The sequence below is a fragment of the Ruegeria sp. BHSA123 genome (assembly GCF_059613425.1).
The window spans coordinates 1-15480 of sequence record NZ_JBXWSL010000024.1 but is presented as its reverse complement, the minus strand read 5'-3'; the positions used below and the strand labels follow the sequence as shown (position 1 = coordinate 15480).

The 15480-nt window shown below is 57.1% G+C and carries 15 protein-coding genes and 1 pseudogene; 9 read left to right on the top strand and 7 right to left on the bottom strand.

The window, feature by feature from the left end; all coding sequences use genetic code 11:
• Positions 1-101 precede the first annotated feature (101 nt).
• Positions 102-665 carry a helix-turn-helix domain-containing protein gene (locus AC2FNC_RS13025; protein ID WP_480474804.1) on the bottom strand — a complete coding sequence of 188 codons (564 nt, stop codon included), beginning with the start codon at positions 663-665 and terminating at the stop codon, positions 102-104.
• 116 nt (positions 666-781) lie between these two features.
• Here AC2FNC_RS13025 and AC2FNC_RS13020 point away from each other — a divergent pair, with 116 nt between their 5' ends.
• A complete protein-coding gene (locus tag AC2FNC_RS13020; protein ID WP_480474805.1) occupies positions 782-1957 on the top strand; it encodes an acetyl-CoA C-acyltransferase family protein in 1176 nt (391 codons plus the stop codon).
• A gap of 91 nt (positions 1958-2048) precedes the next feature.
• On the opposite strand, the gene ubiB is transcribed toward AC2FNC_RS13020, so the two are convergent.
• Positions 2049-3584 carry a 2-polyprenylphenol 6-hydroxylase gene (gene ubiB / locus AC2FNC_RS13015; RefSeq protein ID WP_480555252.1) on the bottom strand — a complete coding sequence of 512 codons (1536 nt, stop codon included), beginning with the start codon at positions 3582-3584 and terminating at the stop codon, positions 2049-2051.
• Positions 3585-3587: 3 nt separating this feature from the next.
• Positions 3588-4340 carry a bifunctional demethylmenaquinone methyltransferase/2-methoxy-6-polyprenyl-1,4-benzoquinol methylase UbiE gene (ubiE, locus tag AC2FNC_RS13010; RefSeq protein ID WP_480474807.1) on the bottom strand — a complete coding sequence of 251 codons (753 nt, stop codon included), beginning with the start codon at positions 4338-4340 and terminating at the stop codon, positions 3588-3590.
• A gap of 86 nt (positions 4341-4426) precedes the next feature.
• Here ubiE and mutM point away from each other — a divergent pair, with 86 nt between their 5' ends.
• The 6 genes from mutM (at position 4427) to recF (ending at position 11054) form a co-directional block, all read left to right on the top strand.
• Complete coding sequence (mutM, locus tag AC2FNC_RS13005) at positions 4427-5278, top strand: bifunctional DNA-formamidopyrimidine glycosylase/DNA-(apurinic or apyrimidinic site) lyase (RefSeq protein ID WP_496715551.1); 852 nt, start codon at positions 4427-4429, stop codon at positions 5276-5278.
• A gap of 66 nt (positions 5279-5344) precedes the next feature.
• A complete protein-coding gene (acuK, locus tag AC2FNC_RS13000; protein ID WP_480474809.1) occupies positions 5345-6121 on the top strand; it encodes an acryloyl-CoA hydratase in 777 nt (258 codons plus the stop codon).
• Between the two features lie 225 nt (positions 6122-6346).
• Complete coding sequence (gene rpsT, locus AC2FNC_RS12995; protein WP_039541017.1) at positions 6347-6610, top strand: 30S ribosomal protein S20; 264 nt, start codon at positions 6347-6349, stop codon at positions 6608-6610.
• 555 nt (positions 6611-7165) lie between these two features.
• Positions 7166-8551, top strand: a complete 1386-nt coding sequence (dnaA, locus tag AC2FNC_RS12990) for a chromosomal replication initiator protein DnaA (protein ID WP_480488104.1) — start codon at positions 7166-7168, stop codon at positions 8549-8551.
• A 224-nt stretch (positions 8552-8775) separates the two neighbouring features.
• A complete protein-coding gene (gene dnaN / locus AC2FNC_RS12985) occupies positions 8776-9897 on the top strand; it encodes a DNA polymerase III subunit beta (protein WP_480483945.1) in 1122 nt (373 codons plus the stop codon).
• Between the two features lie 59 nt (positions 9898-9956).
• A complete protein-coding gene (recF, locus tag AC2FNC_RS12980; protein WP_480483966.1) occupies positions 9957-11054 on the top strand; it encodes a DNA replication/repair protein RecF in 1098 nt (365 codons plus the stop codon).
• Here recF and AC2FNC_RS12975 read toward each other — a convergent pair.
• Positions 11051-11617, bottom strand: coding sequence for a carboxymuconolactone decarboxylase family protein (locus AC2FNC_RS12975; protein ID WP_496715548.1), 567 nt, complete (start codon positions 11615-11617; stop codon positions 11051-11053). The two genes, recF and AC2FNC_RS12975, sit on opposite strands and share 4 nt — an antisense overlap.
• A 100-nt stretch (positions 11618-11717) precedes the next feature.
• Here AC2FNC_RS12975 and AC2FNC_RS12970 point away from each other — a divergent pair, with 100 nt between their 5' ends.
• Both AC2FNC_RS12970 and gyrB read left to right on the top strand, forming a co-directional pair.
• A complete protein-coding gene (locus AC2FNC_RS12970; protein ID WP_480555246.1) occupies positions 11718-12290 on the top strand; it encodes a TetR/AcrR family transcriptional regulator in 573 nt (190 codons plus the stop codon).
• Positions 12291-12404: 114 nt separating this feature from the next.
• Positions 12405-14822, top strand: a complete 2418-nt coding sequence (gene gyrB / locus AC2FNC_RS12965) for a DNA topoisomerase (ATP-hydrolyzing) subunit B (RefSeq protein WP_480474814.1) — start codon at positions 12405-12407, stop codon at positions 14820-14822.
• On the opposite strand, the gene AC2FNC_RS12960 is transcribed toward gyrB, so the two are convergent.
• From AC2FNC_RS12960 to AC2FNC_RS12950, 3 genes and pseudogenes are all read right to left on the bottom strand, one after another.
• Positions 14745-15146, bottom strand: coding sequence for a hypothetical protein (locus AC2FNC_RS12960; RefSeq protein ID WP_496715546.1), 402 nt, complete (start codon positions 15144-15146; stop codon positions 14745-14747). The two genes, gyrB and AC2FNC_RS12960, sit on opposite strands and share 78 nt — an antisense overlap.
• Positions 15139-15354 (bottom strand): hypothetical protein, encoded by a 216-nt coding sequence (locus tag AC2FNC_RS12955; protein WP_480519976.1) that lies wholly within the window; start codon positions 15352-15354, stop codon positions 15139-15141. The genes AC2FNC_RS12960 and AC2FNC_RS12955 overlap by 8 nt, the downstream gene beginning before the upstream one ends.
• Positions 15355-15382: 28 nt before the next feature.
• Positions 15383-15480: pseudogene (locus AC2FNC_RS12950) on the bottom strand (IS5/IS1182 family transposase); the annotation flags it as partial.

Here is a 15480-nt window from a genome sequence, read left to right as displayed (position 1 = left end):
CGTTCAACTGAGTCGCACGTCTAACATAGCGGATGGATTTCCCAAATAGGGGAATTTCAATATACAGGAAAATTTTCCGTGAAGGCGGAAATCTGCTGATGTTAGGCGTTCTTTACGATCAGAAACACCCGCGCTGGTTCTTTGGCCGAGATGGAATGCACGATATCCGCGGCATAGCGGGCGGTATCCCCTCGGCTCAGTTCCGACACGGCACTGCCCGATGTAACCTTGACGGCGCCTTCCAGCACGGTCAGCTGCTCACGCGCGCCGCGCGCATGGGGCTGGCTGTTCAAGGCCCCGCCTTTGTCGAACTCGATATCGTAAACCTCATGACCTCCGGCCTCTTCCGGCGGGGAAAGGATGCGAATGCGGCAGTTCTGCCCCATATTGTCGATGCTGGGCACTTCGGACGCGCGCAGCACCTCGATCTGATCACTGGCTTTTGAACCTTCCAGAAGACCGGCAAAATCCACCTGTAGCGCACGGGTCAGGTTCCAGAGGGTCGAGATCGTCGGGCTACTTTCCCCGCGTTCGATCTGGCTAACCATGGATCTGGACACGCCACTCAGGTTTGCGACTGCTTCCAGCGACAGTCCTTTGGCCCGGCGTGCGTCTTTCAGGCGGGCGGGCAAAAGGTTCAGGATATCGTCTGTGTTCTCCGTCATGACGGAATCCATGCGTGTTGGGACCCCGCTTGTCAATTCCATCCGTGACGGCACGTCCTATAGGACAGGATCATGCTGCATGTGCATACTGACGACGATTCCAAGAGGAGAAAGACATGACAGACATCGTATTGTTGGATGGTGCGCGCACCGCGATTGGAACTTTTGGTGGCGCACTTGCGTCAACCGCGCCCATTGATCTGGCGACGGTGGTCACCGAAGCGGCCTTGGAGCGGTCAGGGGTAGAAGGTGCTCAAATCGGGCATGTTGTGTTTGGTCATGTCATCAACACCGAGCCTCGGGACATGTACCTGTCGCGCGTTGCCGCGATGCAGGCCGGGATTCCGAACGGCACCCCTGCGATGAATGTAAACCGACTGTGTGGTTCAGGCGCACAGGCGATCGTGTCGGCAATGCAGTCCTTGATGCTTGGCGATGCCGATTTTGCCGTGGCAGGTGGGGCAGAAAGCATGTCGCGAAGCCCTTACATTGTTCCACAGGCACGCTGGGGCGCGAAAATGGGTGATGTCACATCACTGGACATGATGCTGGGTGCGTTGAACTGCCCCTTTGGCACAGGGCACATGGGTGTGACGGCCGAGAACGTTGCCGATGAACACCAGATCAGCCGTGAACAGATGGACGAATTCGCCCTTGCCAGCCAGACCCGCGCTGCCGCCGCAATTGAAGCCGGATATTTCGAAAGCCAGATCGTGCCCGTTCAGGTGAAGGTCAAGCGGGACATGGTGGATTTCAAAGTTGATGAGCATCCCAAAGCGACGACCGCCGAAGCGCTGGCCGGGTTGCGACCTGTGTTCAAGAAAGATGGGCGTGTAACGGCAGGCAATGCCTCGGGCATCAACGATGGCGCGGCGGCGATGGTTCTGGCAACGGCGGATGCGGCGGAAAAGGCCGGGTTGAAGCCAAAAGCGCGTGTAATCGGCTATGCACATGCTGGCGTGCGCCCCGAAGTCATGGGTATTGGCCCGGTACCGGCCGTGCAAAACCTGCTCAGGAAGACGGGTCTTTCGGTGGAAGATTTCGATGTGATCGAAAGCAACGAAGCATTTGCCGCGCAGGCGCTGGCCGTCAATCAGGAGCTTGGGTTGGATGCAGCGAAAGTGAACCCGAATGGAGGTGCGATTGCCCTGGGACATCCTGTCGGTGCGACGGGTGCCATCATTACCATGAAGACACTTTACGAGTTGGAGCGTACAGGTGGATCAAAAGGGTTGATCACCATGTGTATTGGTGGCGGTCAGGGGATAGCCATTGCCATCGAGCGGCTCTGATCCAGGTTTGGGCAAGGGGGGCTGTCTGCCCCCCCCATCGCGCAAGGCGCGATTCCCCCCGAGGATGTTTTCAGCCAGATGAAGCTGTGGATCACAACCAGCCGAGTGTCGTGATCAACAAAACTATGGCTGCGCCGGCAACTGCACCGAGAGCGGCTGGCAGGATTTTTGGCAAAAGACCCGAGTTTTCCGGTTCTTCTTTGTGTGTCTGTGCAATCAACGCGTTTTCGACCAATGTCGGCAGGCGCGGACCAAAGCGTGCCAGAACCAAAGCGGTTTTGGCAAAGTCACGAAGCGCGGCGCGCGGGCCGATGGATTGTTTAATGTAATCTTCGACCACGGGGCGGGCGACTTCCCAGATATTGATGTGGTCATCCAGTGACCGGGCAACACCTTCAACCACGACCATCGTGCGCTGTAGGAGGATCAGCTCGGTACGTGTCTCCATGCCAAAACGCTCTGTCACTTCGAACAGATAGCTTAGCAAACGGCCCATCGAAATATGCGAGGCATCCATACCGAAGATCGGTTCGCCAACCGCACGCAGGGCGCGGGCGAATTCATCGACGTCCTGATGTGCAGGAACGTAACCGGCTTCGAAATGCACTTCGGCCACGCGCTTGTAGTCGCGGCGGATGAAACCGAACAGGATCTCGGCATAGACCCGGCGCGTGTATTCGTCGATATGGCCCATGATACCGTAATCATAAGCGATGATGTCACCGTTGGCGGCGACCTTTAGGTTGCCCTGATGCATATCGGCGTGGAAATAGCCGTCGCGCAAGGCGTGAAGAAGGAATAGACGCAGCACACGTTCAGCCAGGTCGCGGCGATCGTGGCCTGCGGCGTCCAGTGCGTCATTTTCACCCAATGCAACACCGTCGGCCCAGCGGAGTGTCATCACGCGCCGTGCCGACAGTGACCACAAGACGGGCGGCAGCCAGAACCCTGTGTCGTCTTTTGTGTTGGCCGCGTATTCCGAGGCGGCAGCGCTTTCCAGACGCAGATCCAGTTCGCCCCGAACAACGCCGTCGAAATGTTCAATGACCTCCATGGGCCTCAGACGGCGGGCACCGGGGGCGAAAAGCTGCACGATGCGAGCGGCGAAATAAAATGCATCCACATCCTTGCGAAATGCGCGCTCGATCCCCGGGCGCAGAACTTTGACGGCGACATCTTCGCCTGTGCTAACCAGTTTGGCTTTGTGGACCTGAGCGATGGACGCGGCTGCAATAGGTTCACTGAACTCAGAGAACACGTCCGCCACTGGCTGTCCAAGTTCCTTTTCAACCTCGGCCATGGCTTTTGTCCGGGAAAAAGGCGGGAGTTTGTCCTGTAGGACACGTAATTGTTCTGCCAGTTCGTTGCCGACGACATCAGGGCGGGTGGAAAGCACCTGCCCGAATTTGATATATGCCGGACCCAAAGCGGTCAGGGCACGGGTTGCGGGTGGCATCTGCGGGTCGCCTTTGTAGCCCAGCCACTGAAACGGTTTGCCCAAAGCATGAGCGATGACGCGAAGCGGGCGCGGGGCTTCGAATGCATCCAGCACGACATTCATGGCACCGGTGCGCTCAAGCGTGGCACCCGTTCGGATCAGGCGGATGATATTATGTGGGCCACGCATGTGTCAGATTTTCCAGCCGGAATGCAGCGCGGCGATACCCATGCTGAGATTGCGGTATTTGGCGTTTTCGAAGCCAGCAGTTCGGACCATGTTCAGGAAGGTTTCCTGATCAGGAAACTTACGGATCGACTCCACCAGATACTGATAGCTGTCGTAATCATTCGCGATCAGCTTCCCCATGCGTGGAATGACATTGAAACTGTAGAGGTCATAGAGCTTTTGCAACCCGTCATTGGGAAGCTGACTGAACTCCAGCACCATCAGGCGGCCACCGGGTTTCAGCACGCGAAAGGCTTCGTTCAGGGCCTCTTGCGGGCGGGTCACGTTCCGGATGCCGAACGAGATCGTGTAGACGTCAAAGGTGTTGTCCTCGAACGGCAGGGCCATGGCATCGCCCACCACCCAGTTCAGGCTGTCGGCCATCTGGTCGGCTTCGGCGCGTTGCCGGCCTTCGACCAGCATGGGTTCCGTCAGATCAAGAACCGTGGCATGGCCATAGCCTGCACGTTTCAGAAAGCGAAAGGAAATGTCACCGGTTCCGCCCGCAACATCCAGCAAACGCTGACCGGGACGCGGAGCTAGCCAGTCCATCATCGCGTCTTTCCAGACCCGGTGGATACCCATCGACATGACATCGTTCATCACGTCATATTTCGAGGCGACCGAGTTGAACACGCCCTGCACGCGCCCGGCCTTGTCAGCCTCGCGTACGGTTTCGAACCCGAAATGAGTGGTGTTGTCGCTGTTGTCGGACATAAGCCTTGCCGTTTGTCGAATTTCGCTTCTGTTATAGGGCTCTGGAAGCGGGGCACAATGCGGCCCTTTGGAATAGGAGCCCTGTAATGCCAGAATTGCCCGAGGTCGAGACCGTAAGACGCGGCCTGAGCCTTGCGATGGAGGGGGTCGAGATCGAACGCGCCGATGTGAATCGCCCGGATCTGCGCTGGCCATTTCCCGAACGCATGGCAGAACGGCTGACCGGGCAGCGCGTGGATCGGTTACGGCGGCGATCAAAATATATCCTGGCCGATCTCAGCAGCGGCGAGACATTGTTGATCCATCTGGGGATGTCCGGGCGAATGACGGTGTCAGGGGATCCACTAGGTCATTTCCTGCGCGAACATCCTGCCGCTGAGAAACATGACCATGTTGTTTTTCACATGGCCAACGGGACGCGTATCACCTTTAACGATCCACGCCGGTTCGGAGCGATGGACCTGCTGCCCACAGCCACAGCCGAGGATCACAAGCTTCTGGCGGTTCTGGGACCAGAGCCCTTGGGCAATGATTTCCACGAGCAACACCTGATTGAGGCGCTCAAAGGCAGGAATACCCCAGTCAAATCAGCCCTGCTGGATCAGGGAATCGTTGCCGGATTGGGGAATATCTATGTTTGCGAAGCGCTTTATCGCGGCAAGGTGTCGCCACGTCGCAAAGCAGGGCAAATTTCTGCGACGCGTGTCGCATCGCTGGTTCCCATCATTCGGAAGGTGTTGCAGGACGCGATCCAAGCAGGCGGATCATCCCTGCGGGATTTCCGGCAAGCTGATGGAGAACTTGGATATTTTCAGCACAGTTTTGATGTCTACGGTCGTGAAGGAAAGCCCTGCCGAACCGAGGGTTGCAATGGTCTGATCCAGAGAATCACCCAGTCCGGTCGCTCATCCTTCTACTGTGCGCAATGCCAAAGATAGCTTGATCCAGAGAATTCGCGTGGTAAGGACTCGTAACTGAACGGAACAACCGGAAGCTTTTTTCTCATGGCTTTTGAGACGATCATCGTCGAAATCGAAGACCACGTCGCCCTAATCAAACTCGACAGACCAGATGCGTTGAATGCGCTGAACTCCCAGTTGCTGGGTGAGTTGTGTACCGCGCTGGAAGAGGCGGACAGCAACGACAAGGTGCGTTGCATCGTCATCACCGGATCGGACAAGGCCTTTGCCGCAGGCGCGGACATCAGGGAAATGTCCGAGATGAGCTTTGTCGATGTCTACACAACCAACCTTTTTGCTGATGCAAACGATCGGGTTTCCGCTATTCGCAAACCGATCATCGCCGCGGTCGCGGGCTATGCTCTGGGTGGGGGATGCGAGTTGGCAATGCTTTGCGATTTCATCATTGCTGCGGACACTGCAAAATTCGGCCAGCCTGAAATCAACCTTGGCGTCATAGCCGGGTTGGGCGGCACCCAGCGTTTGACGCGCTTTGTCGGCAAGTCCAAGGCGATGGACATGAACCTGACTGGGCGGTTCATGGACGCGGACGAAGCTGAGCGCTCTGGTTTGGTCAGCCGGGTCGTACCGGCTAAGAAGCTGATCGAAGAAGCCGTCGGCGCGGCGCAAAAAATAGCCGAGAAATCGGCACTTACGGCAGCGGCGGCAAAAGAAGCGGTCAATCGCAGTTACGAGCTTCCGCTGAGTGAAGGTATGCTGTTTGAGCGTCGGGTCTTCCATTCCATGTTTGCCACCGAAGACCAGAAAGAGGGCATGGCGGCGTTTCTTGAAAAGCGGGCTGCGCAGTTTCGCGACAAGTAAATCGCAAGAGATTAATGAAAGGCGGGTGTTGCCCGCCTTTTCTTTGCCGGGTCTGTGAGATCCAAGAATCGGCTTGGCAATCCTTAAAATGTTCGGTAATGAGCGCCGCAATACATGCGCGTGCGGCCCGCTTGGCCCGACTCACACTCGTGATTTCTGATCCGGTGCGGATATATCCGTGGCGCGCAACCCTTGATAACCGTACCGAACGAAGGTCAGAGACACATGGCAAATTCGCCCCAGGCAAAGAAACGCGCCCGTCAGAACGAAAAGCGTTTCGCTGTTAACAAAGCGCGTCGTTCGCGCATCCGCACCTACCTGCGTAAAGTCGAAGAAGCGATTGCATCCGGTGACAAAGATGCGGCAACCGCAGCACTGCGCGCCGCCCAGCCCGAGCTGATGCGCGGCGTCACCAAAGGCGTGTTCCACAAGAACACTGCTGCGCGTAAAATGTCGCGCCTGTCGGCCCGGGTCAAAGCTCTGGGTTGAAGCCTGCGGGTTACCCTAGGTCAAGTCAGCAAGGCTGAACTAATGTCAAAGGCGCTGCGCATTGCGGCGCCTTTTTTCGTGTTGCCGGAATACCGCGCCTTCACGAAACCGAGAGATTCTTTCGACCAAAGACCCGAGTCAATATCAGAGTTTCGTTGCCGCGCCCCATTTCAAGTTGCTACCACTGATGTCAGCGATTCACTCGCTTGGGGGGACAGGCTGTTTACTCGATCGGACTGACGGGCATCAGATCGATCAGGAAACATTCGTCGACGACTGGCGCAAGCTGGGCTGCCGATCTGCCGCGAAGTCCGGATTATCCGGGATTCTCGGCCCTGTCTGAAAATTGAGATTGTGACGTGCAGCCCGAGTTTCGGGACGCTCATTTATTGTTGAGCGTCGAAAATCCGGGTGCACCGAACTTTCAGGGGCAATCCCGCCAAGCCGTTAGGTTTGGCGACAGGTTCCCTTTGGGCGTGTGAATGCAAGACCGGGCAACCGGCTTCGTATGATAAGGCCGACAGGCCAATAAGAATGGGATGCGTGAGGCGCTGAATGACACAAGAGAAATGGGGACTACTGCGTAACAAATTGCTGAAGGCTGTCGGTCGGAATAATTACACCACATGGATCGAGCCTCTGGAATTTAAAGAGCTGCAGGATGGTGTGGCGGTTTTTTCCGTGCCAACGAACTTTATGGGGAACTACGTCAGCCAGAATTTTGCGGACCTCATCTTGTACGAGCTGAATACGGCTGGGGAAACCGTTCAGCGTCTGGACTTCCGTGTTGCTGCCAACTCTCCCGCGCGTCCCAAGCCCGCAGCCAAGGTGGTCACCGAAACTCAGCCAGAGCCGGTACCCTTAGCGGCGACGGATAGTGCGCAGAACGCTTTGGAGTCGTTGCAGGCCGCGCCGCTCGATTCACGTTTCACCTTTGACAGTTTTGTGGTGGGCAAACCCAACGAGCTGGCCCATGCTGCCGCGCGCCGTGTGTCCGAAGGTGGCCCGGTAACATTCAACCCGCTTGTTCTGTATGGTGGAGTGGGTCTGGGTAAGACCCACCTGATGCACGCAATTGCCTGGGAGCTGAAAACCAAGCATCCGGAACTGAATGTCCTGTACCTGTCAGCCGAACAGTTCATGTATCGCTTCGTGCAGGCCCTGCGGGAACGCCGGATGATGGATTTCAAACATTTGTTCCGTTCGGTCGATGTGTTGATGGTCGATGACGTGCAGTTCATTGCCGGAAAGGATTCTACTCAGGAAGAGTTTTTCCATACGTTCAATGCGCTGGTGGATCAGAACAAGCAGATCATCATCTCGGCCGACCGCGCCCCGGGCGAAATCAAGGATCTGGAAGATCGTGTAAAGTCCCGCCTTCAATGTGGTTTGGTCGTTGACCTGCATCCGACCGACTATGAATTGCGTCTGGGCATTCTTCAGAACAAGGTCCAGCAATATAGCAGTTCCTATCCCGACCTGACGATTGCAGATGGCGTCCTTGAATTTTTGGCTCATCGTATCTCGACCAATGTCCGCGTGCTGGAAGGTGCTCTGACACGTCTGTTTGCCTTTGCCTCGTTGGTTGGACGCGAGATCGACATGGAGCTGACGCAGGATTGTCTGGCAGATGTCCTGCGCGCATCCGAGCGTAAGATCACGGTTGAAGAGATTCAGCGGAAAGTATCCGAATACTACAACATCCGCATGTCTGATATCATCGGTCCCAAGCGCCTGCGATCCTACGCGCGCCCTCGTCAGGTGGCGATGTATCTGTGCAAGCAGCTGACCAGCCGGTCGCTGCCAGAGATCGGCCGCCGGTTCGGCGGGCGCGACCACACCACGGTCATGCATGGCGTCAAGCGCATTGAAGAGCTGAAACTGACCGATGGTCAGATCGCTGAAGACGTGGAAATGCTGCGCCGTTCTCTCGAAGCCTGAACCGGGCCAGTAGTGCTAAGAAACGCTCCGGACTTCTGTGCCGGGGCGTTTTTTGTGCGTAAGAATCCACGGTTGCACCAGAACTGAGGCGTGTGGGGCACGCCGCACTTGACGGTTGGTGCATTCCAACCCAGAAATCCGTAAAAAATCCTTGTGCCTCGGGGTGGAACCGCTAACGTGCCAGTCCCGCCCATGTCGGTACGCAAGTCAGAGGAATTGAGGGTATGAAGATCAGCATTGAACGCGGCACCCTTCTTAAAGCCGTTTCGCAGGCTCAGTCCGTTGTAGAACGTCGCAATACCATTCCTATACTTGCCAATGTCCTGATCGAGGCCGAAGGCGATCAGGTCCAGTTCCGTGCCACCGATCTGGATATCGAAGTGGTCGATAAGGCACCCGCACAGGTCGAAAAGGCGGGCGCGACGACCGTCGCGGCAACAACCCTGCATGAGATTGTGCGCAAACTGCCGGACGGTGCGCTGGTGACATTGACTGCTGACAGCGCCGCAGGACGGCTGACAGTTGAAGCGGGTCGGTCGAATTTTTCGCTGGCGACACTGCCAAAAGAAGATTTTCCGGTGATGGCGTCCTCGGAATATCAATCGAATTTCAGCGCGTCGGCAGCATTGCTGCGCCGGTTGTTCGACAAGTCCAAATTCGCCATCTCGACCGAAGAGACCCGGTACTATCTGAACGGTGTGTACATGCATGTGGCGGATGGGTCCGAGGGTGGAAAAGTGTTGCGTTGTGTGGCCACCGATGGCCACCGGCTAGCGAGAATTGACGCAGATTTGCCGGATGGCGCGGCGGATATGCCGGGCGTGATCGTGCCTCGCAAAACAGTGGGCGAGTTGCGCAAGCTGTTGGATGACGACGAGATGGATATCGCCGTTTCGGTCAGTGAAACCAAGGTACGCTTTGCCACGCCGGATATCACGCTGACGTCGAAGGTTATTGACGGCACCTTCCCCGACTACACACGTGTTATCCCACAAGGAAATACCCGCAAGCTTGAAGTGGATGCTGCTGAATTCGCGCAGGCCGTAGATCGCGTGGCGACTGTTTCGTCGGAACGGTCGCGGGCAGTGAAGTTGCAATTGGAAGGCGACAAGCTGATCTTGTCGGTGAATGCTCCTGACAGCGGCGCGGCCGAGGAGGAATTGGCCGTCGCTTACGGGGATGAGCGGTTGGAGATCGGTTTCAACGCCAAATACCTGTTGGAGATTGCGTCTCAGGTGGATCGTGAGAATGCAGTTTTCCTGTTCAACTCGGCTGGTGACCCGACATTGATGCGTGAAGGCAACGACCTGAGCGCTGTATACGTCGTCATGCCGATGCGCGTCTGATCGCGCGGACGCGCGATGCCTCCGGCGGGAGTATTTTTGAAAAGATGAAGGGAGGGGTCATGGGATTGGCCCTGACCGAGCTAACGGTCTCGCATTTTCGATCTCATAAGCTGGCGCGGTTGACTCTGGACGGCCGGCCGGTTGCCATTCACGGGCCGAACGGGGCCGGGAAGACCAATATTCTTGAAGCGGTGTCGTTGTTTTCGCCCGGTCGCGGGATGCGGCGGGCGAGCGCGGCCGTGATGACCCGTCGGCCCGAGGCGTTGGGTTGGAAACTGTCCGGGTTGCTGGACGCTCAGGGGCAGCGGTTTGAAATTGAAACCTGGTCCGAGGGCGGCGCAGCGCGACAGGTGAGAATTGATGGCAAGTCGGCGACCCAGATCGATCTGGGGAAACTTGCGCGGGTTGTCTGGCTGACCCCGTCCATGGACCGACTGTGGATTGAAGGGGCTGAGGGACGCCGTCGGTTCCTGGACCGTATCGCGCTGAGTTTTGACCCGGCCCACGCTGAAACATCGCTGATTTATGAAAAAGCGATGCGCGAACGTAACCGTCTGCTGAAAGAGCAGATCAGGGACGCGCATTGGTACGCGGCGCTTGAAGGGCAGTTGGCCGAGACGGGGCACCGCATCCATACCGCGCGGTTGAGGTCGCTGGATCTTCTGCGGGCGGCGCAGGACCGGGCGGAAACAGTCTTTCCTTCTGCCGAACTGGAGTTGGTGCAAACCGAAGGCGCAATGCCCGAGACAGCGGAAGATTTGCGAGACGCGTTGAGCGAGAGCCGGTTCAGGGATCTGGCAGCGGGCCGGACCCTGGTGGGGCCGCATCGGTCCGACCTGTACGGTGTGTTCGCGGCCAAGGGCGTGCCGGCACGGGAGTGTTCCACTGGTGAGCAGAAAGCGCTCTTGGTGTCGCTGATCCTGTCCAATGCGCGGGCGCTGGCGGCGATGCTGGGCGCACCTCCGATCGTTCTGCTGGATGAGGTGGCCGCGCATCTGGATGCTGGGCGGCGCGCAGCGCTTTATGACGAGATTTGCGCGCTGGGCGCTCAGGCCTGGATGACGGGTACCGGGCCCGAACTGTTTGCGGAAATGGGCGACCGGGCCCAGACGCTGATCGTTACCGATAGCGATCAGGGCTCGGTCGTGACCGCTTAGGCCGGTTCGCTGACTTTGCGTTCCCACAGAAAGCCGCGCATAACCTCGTCCACCGGGGTTTTGGCCATGTGGTTGACGTAGTTCGACATGGTTTTCTGGGCCAGACCCAGCACGACATCCAGAACCGCGCGGTGTGAATAGCCCGCGTCAAAGAACGCCTGAAGCTGGTCGCCGGTCGGGTTGCCGCGGGTTTCCATCACTTGCAGGGTGAAGGTGCGCAGTGCTTCGAGTTTGGCTGAAGGCAACGGAGTTTCGTTACGCAGGGCGTCCGATATCTCGTCCGAGATCTTCATCATCTTGGCGATCCCGGTGTGGGCGGGCACGCAGTAGTGGCATTCGTTTTCCACATTGATGGTCTGCCAGACGACGGTTTTCTCATCATTGTCGAAATCAGTTTGCAGGAACAGGCCGTGCAGAACCTGATAGCCTTCCAGATGCTGAGGGCTTTCGGCCATGACCTTATGCAGGCCGGGCAAGCGACCAAAAGCGGCCTGAGACTTTTGCAGCAGCGGTTTGGACGCTTCAGGCGCGGTTTCGAGGTCGTGAGACGGGAAATTGGCCATGTCGGAACTCCTGTTTCTGGCGCGATGGGTCGTATTTAGGGTTTCTTGAGTGAACGCTCAAGAATATACTTGAGTGAACGTTCAAAAATTGGTGATGCTGATGCCCCGCAAACCCGCATACGATCGTGACGTGTTGATCGCGAAGGCGAAGGATATCTTCTGGCGTCAGGGCTGGGCTGGTACATCGCTGAAGGATCTGGAGCGGGAACTGAAGCTGAAGCCTGGCAGTTTTTATGCGGCGTTCGGGTCGAAAGATGCGCTCTATGCGCTGACGCTGGAGAGTTATACGCAAGAAGGTGTGGCGCGCTTAAAGGCCCTGGCAGAGAGACTGGGTCCGAAGGAGGCGCTGAAAGCGCAGCCCCGATTGGTGATCGAAGCGGTCGAGACCCCGGCAAAGGCCTGCATGTTGGCAAAGACATATGCCGAGTTGAAGGCGAAGGATCATGACCTTGCGGATCAGGCGGCGCATCACATGGCGGAAATGAAAGGCTGTTTCGCTGATCTGTTTCGCAGGGCTCAGGATGCCGGTGAAATCGGGGCGGGACATGATCCGGATCGACTGGCGGCACGGTATCAGTCGGACATTCTCGGGCTGCGATTGTCGGCCGAGCGCAAGGATGTCGACGCGTTGGAAATTGCCGCGGATATCGCTTCTGATATCGATCGTTTGTGATCCCTTTTTCGGGCGGCAAAAAACGATCCGGAACAACACAAAATATTGGGGGATGGCGTGACAATCCCTACCAGAAAACGTATAAGTTACCAAAATAATATAGGTACTGACTGAATGTCCGAAGACGCACAGGCCCCCCAAGAATACGGCGCAGATTCTATCAAGGTTCTTAAGGGCTTGGAGGCAGTTCGCAAACGCCCCGGCATGTATATCGGGGACACGGATGATGGCTCGGGTCTGCACCATATGGTGTATGAAGTTGTCGACAACGGGATTGACGAGGCTTTGGCGGGTCATGCCGACCATGTGACGGTGAAAATTCACGCCGATTCCAGTGTTTCGGTCAGCGACAATGGACGCGGTATTCCGGTGGACATCCACCCGGAAGAAGGCGTGTCGGCGGCCGAGGTCATCATGACCCAGCTGCACGCCGGTGGGAAATTCGACAGCAACTCGTACAAGGTGTCGGGCGGCCTGCACGGTGTGGGTGTTTCCGTGGTGAACGCGCTTTCGGATTGGCTGGAACTGCGCGTCTGGCGCAATGGCAAAGAGCACATCGCGCGATTTGAAGGTGGCGAAACCGTTGAGCACCTGAAGGTTGTTGGCGAATGCGGGGACCGGACAGGAACAGAGGTGCGGTTTCTGGCTTCGACCGACACATTCTCGAACCTTGAATACTCATTCGAGACATTGGAAAAACGCCTGCGCGAACTGGCTTTCCTGAATTCGGGCGTTCGGATCATCCTGATTGACGAGCGTCCGGCGGAACGGCTGGAAACCGAGCTGTTCTATGAAGGTGGGGTCAAGGAGTTCGTCAAGTACCTCGACCGGTCCAAAACCCCTGCCATGTCCGAGCCGATCTATATCAAGGGCGAGCGCGACGATATCGGTGTGGAAATCGCAATGTGGTGGAATGACAGCTATCACGAGTCTGTACTGCCCTTTACCAACAATATTCCTCAGCGCGATGGCGGTTCCCATGTGGCGGGTTTCCGTGGTGCCCTAACCCGGACGATCAACAACTACGCGCAGTCCAGCGGGATCGCGAAAAAGGAAAAGGTCAGCTTTACCGGTGATGACGCGCGCGAAGGTCTGACCTGTGTGCTGTCGGTCAAAGTGCCTGATCCGAAATTCTCGTCGCAAACCAAAGACAAGCTGGTCAGTTCCGAGGTTCGCCCAGCGGTCGAGGGTCTGATGAACGAAAAACTTGCCGAGTGGTTCGAAGAAAACCCGACCGAGGCCAAGGCGATCGTCGGCAAGATCATCGAAGCTGCACTGGCGCGCGAGGCCGCGCGCAAGGCGCGTGAACTGACCCGCCGCAAAACGGCAATGGATGTGAACTATCTGGCGGGGAAGCTGAAGGATTGTTCCGAAAAAGACCCGTCCAAAACCGAAGTCTTCCTTGTCGAGGGTGATTCAGCCGGAGGGTCGGCGCAAACGGGCCGTGACCGGCTGACACAAGCGGTTCTGCCTCTGCGCGGTAAGATCCTGAACGTGGAACGCGCGCGGTTTGACAGGATGTTGTCCTCGCAAGAGATCGGTAATCTTGTCATGGCTCTGGGCACGGGTATCGGCCGTGATGAGTTCAATATTGAAAAGTTGCGTTACCACAAGATTGTCATCATGACCGATGCGGATGTGGACGGTGCGCACATCCGGACTCTGCTGCTGACGTTCTTCTACCGGCAAATGCCTGAGCTGATCGAAGGTGGGTATCTTTATATTGCGCAGCCGCCGCTTTATAAAGTTTCGCGTGGAAAATCAGAGGTTTATCTGAAAGATCAGGCGGCTCTGGACGATTATCTGGTCAACCAGGGGATCGAGGGCGCCGTGCTGAAACTGGGTTCGGGTGAAGAGATCACCGGGCAGGACCTGGCCCGCGTGGTGGACGAAGCGCGCCAGTTGAAACGCGTTCTGGACGCCTTCCCGACGCACTACCCGCGCCACATCCTGGAACAGGCCGCCGTTGCAGGTGCCTTTGTGCCGGGTGCGGTGGACGCAGACCTGCAAGGGGTGGCTGACAAGGTTGCCGCCCGTCTGGACCTGATCGCGCTGGAGTATGAGCGTGGCTGGCAGGGCCGGATCACACAGGATCACGGAATTCGGCTGGCCCGCATTCTGCGTGGTGTCGAAGAGGTTCGCACCTTGGACGGCCCGATGTTGCGGTCGGGAGAAGCGCGCAAAACAGGCAACTTCACGCAAAGCCTGCAAGAGGTCTACAACACTTCGGCCACGTTGATCCGCCGTGATCGTAGCCAATTGATCCACGGTCCGCTGGACCTGTTGCGCGCCATTCTGGAAGAAGGGGAAAAGGGCCTGTCCTTGCAGCGCTACAAAGGTCTGGGAGAGATGAACCCCGGCCAGCTTTGGGAAACGACTTTGGACCCGGATGCACGCACGCTGCTGCAAGTGCGCGTTGACGATATGGTGGAAGCTGACGATCTGTTCACCAAGCTAATGGGTGATGTTGTCGAACCTCGTCGAGAATTTATCCAGAAAAACGCACTGAGCGTCGAGAATCTGGATTTCTGACGGTTTGTAGGAACCGTCTTTTTGCAGGGTGTTGCGCGACTGCTGGATGACTGATCGAAACTGAATGGTCTCGTCAAAACCGATAATACGCGCTATCGCTTCGCGCTTTCGTCCCTTGGTTTCGTCCAGAAAACCGACGATATCGGCATGCCGCAAGATGATCCGGTCACGGATGAACCATTCCAGCGCGTCGGTGATCGTGCTTTTGCCAGCGGCGTTTTCTCCATAGATCGCAAGGCTTCGATGTTTCTTGGTGAATTTCTGCGGCAACTCAAACCGGGCGCCACGGAAACCGGTGGCTTTGAGGGAACGCAGCTTAGTCATCTGCACCGCCTTCATCTGCCTGAGTATTGATCGCTGCCTTGCGCAGAACTTCGAGCTGCCGAAGCAGATTGACCTTGGTCAGCTTGCCTTCATGAAGCAGTGCGCCGACCGATTTTACAGTGTCAGGATCAAGGTCTTCGTCCTTCGCTTGCTCGTCGATGAACCCGGTGACAACTTCGGTAGCCGTCTTGATTTTTTCATTGGCCACAGATGCTTATCCCTACTAGGGTCAGGATTCATAACCAGTAGATGACGACGGCTGCGAGCGCGATGGCCGAGAGGAAGACCTTGGGACACCTGTCGTAGCGGGTTGCCACGCGTCTCCAGTCTTTGA